Source organism: Bailinhaonella thermotolerans (assembly GCF_003594875.1).
Lineage (GTDB): Bacteria > Actinomycetota > Actinomycetes > Streptosporangiales > Streptosporangiaceae > Bailinhaonella > Bailinhaonella thermotolerans.
On the sequence record NZ_QZEY01000046.1, the window covers coordinates 1 to 3280 of the forward strand.

Consider the following 3280-nt stretch of genomic DNA (forward strand, 5'->3'; position numbering starts at 1 on the left):
AGCGCCTGATGCGCCGTCGGGCCACTGCCGTACGTATGGGTCAAATCAACTACGTCGAGCACGATTCCGTCCTAGGAGATCTGCCGGGCGCGCAGGTGCCAGGCGAGGACCCGGCGCTCCACGGCGAGGAAGGAGGTGTTGAGCAGGACGCCGAGGACCCCGAGCAGGATGATCCCGCCCCACATCCCGGGCACCTCGAAGTTGCGCTGGTCGTCGAGGAGCCGGTGGCCCAGCCCCTCGGTGCTGCCGGTCATCTCCGCGAGGACCAGCAGGATCAGCGACAGCGACAGGCTGAGCCGCAGGCCGGCGAAGATCTTGGGCGCGGCCGCCGGGAGGATGACCCGGAACAGCCGGTCCGCGCGGGAGACGCCGAAGACCTCGGCCGTCTCCATGTACTGCCGGTCCACGTAGCGGGCGCCGTCGATCGAGTTGATCAGCACCGGCCAGATCACGCCGAAGACGATCGTGGCCAGGTGCATCTGGGGGCCGAGTTCGAGCAGCACGATGAAGAACGGGATCAGCATGGGCGGCGGGATGGCCCGGCCGAACTGGAGCACCGGGTCGAAGTACTCCGACAGGCGCCCGGACCGCCCGAGCGCGATCCCGAGGAACACGCCGGCCAGGGACGCCAGCGCCCAGCCGGTGACCAGCCGCAGCAGGCTGGGACCCCAGTTGCCGGTCGCCTGCTCGGTGAGGAAGAAATGCTGCCAGGGGCCGCTGAAGTAGTCCTTGTGCAGCTCCACCGCGATCTCGCCCGGCGGCGGGAACCAGGGGATCTCGGCGGCGCGCGCCCCGAACTCCCACGCCAGGAGGACGGCGAGCACGACCCCGGACTGGATGAGGAACCGTTTCGTCCTGCTCACGCCGTCGCCTCCCGCCACGGGAACAGGCGGCGCTCGGCCCGGACGAGCAGCGTGTTGATCAGGATGCCGAGCATCCCGGTCCACAGCGTCGCCGCCAGCACGAGGTCCAGGGACGCTCCGCTGCCCGCCCTGATCGTGTAGATGCCGATGCCCTCGCCGCCGGAGCCGAGCAGTTCCGCGCTGATGGCCAGGATGAGCGCCACCCCGGCGGCCAGCCGCACGCCCGTCAGGATGAAGGGGGCCGTGCTCGGCAGCGAGACCCGGTAGAGCACCGCCAGCGGGCCGAAGCCGAAGCTGCGCAGCGTCTCCTTGGCCAGCGGGTCCACGTCGCGCAGGCCGTACATCGTGTTGATCAGCAGCGGCCACGAGGACGCGAAGACGATCAGCACGACCTTCAGCTCCAGCGCCTCGGGCGCGAAGAAGGTGACGACCGGGATGAGCGCGACCGACGGGATGGGCCGCAGGAACTCCACGATCGGCCGCAGCGCGATCTCGACCGCGGGCAGGGACCCGAGCAGGATCCCCAGCGGCACGGCGATCGCGATGGCGTAGAGCAGGCCGATCGCCCACGCGGTCATGGTCCCGGCGACGGAGGTGAGGAACTCGGCGGAACCGAGGATCCGGACGGCCTCGACCAGCACGGTCGAGGCGTAGGGGAGGAGCTTGTCGCTGACCAGCCCGGTGCGGACCACGAGCTCCCAGGCGATGAGGAGCCCCGCGACGCCGGCCGCGCCGCGGAGCACCGTGGTGTACCTGTTCTTCACTGGACGTTCCCGATGCCCCGAACGGACGTCATGGTCACTTGGCCGGAGGCGGCGGAATGATCATGTTGGACACGTCGATCTTCTTGTCGAGGAACTTCAGCTCGACCATGAGGTCGGCGACCCGCTGGATGCGCTGGGCGCTGAGCGACGTCGGGAAGGTCCCGAGCGTGATGATCTTGGCGACGTCGGACTGGATCTGCGTGTACGTGGGCAGCACGGCCTCGACCGCGGTCCGGTCGGACGCCGCGAGCTGCTGGGCCTTGGCCATCGCGCGCTGGAACGCGGCCACCGTCTTGGGGTTCTTCGTGGCGTACGACTCGGAGACGCTCCAGCCCGCGACCGGGAAGTCCGCGGTCGGGCCTGTCATCGTGTCCGCCAGCTTGTGCGCGCCGAGCTTGGTCTGCATCTCGCTGATGTACGGCTCGCCGCACCAGGCGGCGTCGATCGTGCCCGCCGCGAGGGCCGCGCCCATGTTCGGGAAGGGGATCTCCTGGATGGAGATGTCGGTGTTGGACAGGCCGGCCTGGCGCAGCGTGGAGGCGACGGCCAGGTCGCCGACGTTGCCCTTGGTGTTGAGCGCGACCTTCTTGCCCTTGAGGTCCGCCAGCGTACGGATCTTGGAGTCCTTGCCGACCATCAGGTTGAAGGTGTCGGGGGCCGCCTGGAAGCTGTCCGCGACGTACTTGAACTTGCCGGTGCCCTGGGCCTGGGCCTTGAGGACCGACATGTAGTTGCCGAGCATGAAGTCCAGGCCGCCCGCGGCGAGCTTGTTGAGGCCGACCGCCGAGCCCTGGATGGTCTCCGCCTTGACCTCCAGGCCCTCCTCCTTGAACCAGCCCTTCTGCATCGCGATGTGAAGCGGGGCGATGTCGGGGATGGGCAGGGTGCCGACGGTGATCGAGGTGTCCTCGGGGCCGTCCTTGGCGGCGTTCGTGCCCTCGCTCGAACCGCCGCCACAGGCGGTCAGGACGAGTGTGGCCGCGACTCCGACGAGCGCGGCCCGACCCAGCAGGCCAAACCTCATGGGGGGATCTCCTTGCAACGCGGGGACGGGCGAGGGGGAAGGGCCTCGCCCCCAGAATTCGTTCGGGGGTAAACGTTTTTTCGCTCGCCCCAGGCCGGGGGGTCGCCGCGGCTGGCGAAGCGATGAGTGAGCGTAGCGGAGGAACATCCCCGCGGCCATTATTTCGCCGGATTAGTGGTACAAAATCCACTTTTGGTCGTCCGTGTACGGCTGGCCGCCATCGGGCTGGGAAGTGGCGCTGGTTGAAGTGTTTGTGCTGGTCAGGGCGCTGAAAATCGGGAAATGTCAATATCCTGATTATCGACTTGTCCTGGATGTCAGGACGCTTTTCCTGATTAACTGTCTCGGTCCTCCCATAAGTGATCTTCCGGGCACTCCGTAACCACGGGGAAACCGTTCCGGGTGGTTCGCCGCGCGAGTCCGCCGGCGCGAGGGGCGGAGACCTCCGGCGCGTCCGGCCGCGCCGTTTCGCGGCGGCCGGGAAAGGAGAAGGCCGCCCGGCCCCCGAGAAGGGGCGGACGGCCTCAGGTGTACGCGGCGCGGGTGGCGCTCAGTCCTCCTCGGCCGGGGCGGTGTTGTCGGCGGGGCCGCGGACGAGGCGGCCGACTTCGGCGCGGAGGTGGACGAAG

At 68.7% G+C, this 3280-nt stretch carries 3 protein-coding genes; all 3 read right to left on the reverse strand.

The features are described 5' to 3' along the window. Nucleotides 1-71: 71 nt before the first annotated feature. From D5H75_RS40655 to D5H75_RS40665, 3 genes are read right to left on the reverse strand one after another with little or no spacing between them, the layout of a single operon-like run. A complete protein-coding gene (locus D5H75_RS40655) occupies nucleotides 72-863 on the reverse strand; it encodes an ABC transporter permease (protein ID WP_242454800.1) in 792 nt (263 codons plus the stop codon). Beyond that, on the reverse strand, nucleotides 860-1627 hold the full coding sequence (locus D5H75_RS40660; RefSeq protein ID WP_242454801.1) for an ABC transporter permease: 768 nt from the start codon (nucleotides 1625-1627) through the stop codon (nucleotides 860-862). The genes D5H75_RS40655 and D5H75_RS40660 overlap by 4 nt, the downstream gene beginning before the upstream one ends. A 34-nt stretch (nucleotides 1628-1661) precedes the next feature. Beyond that, nucleotides 1662-2651, reverse strand: a complete 990-nt coding sequence (locus tag D5H75_RS40665) for an ABC transporter substrate-binding protein (protein ID WP_119931981.1) — start codon at nucleotides 2649-2651, stop codon at nucleotides 1662-1664. Nucleotides 2652-3280: the final 629 nt, after the last annotated feature.

Coding starts and splice junctions, on each gene's coding strand:
- D5H75_RS40665 (WP_119931981.1), bottom strand. CDS start 2,651: ATGAGGTTTGGCCTGCTGGGTCGGGCCGCGCTCGTCGGAGTCGCGGCC.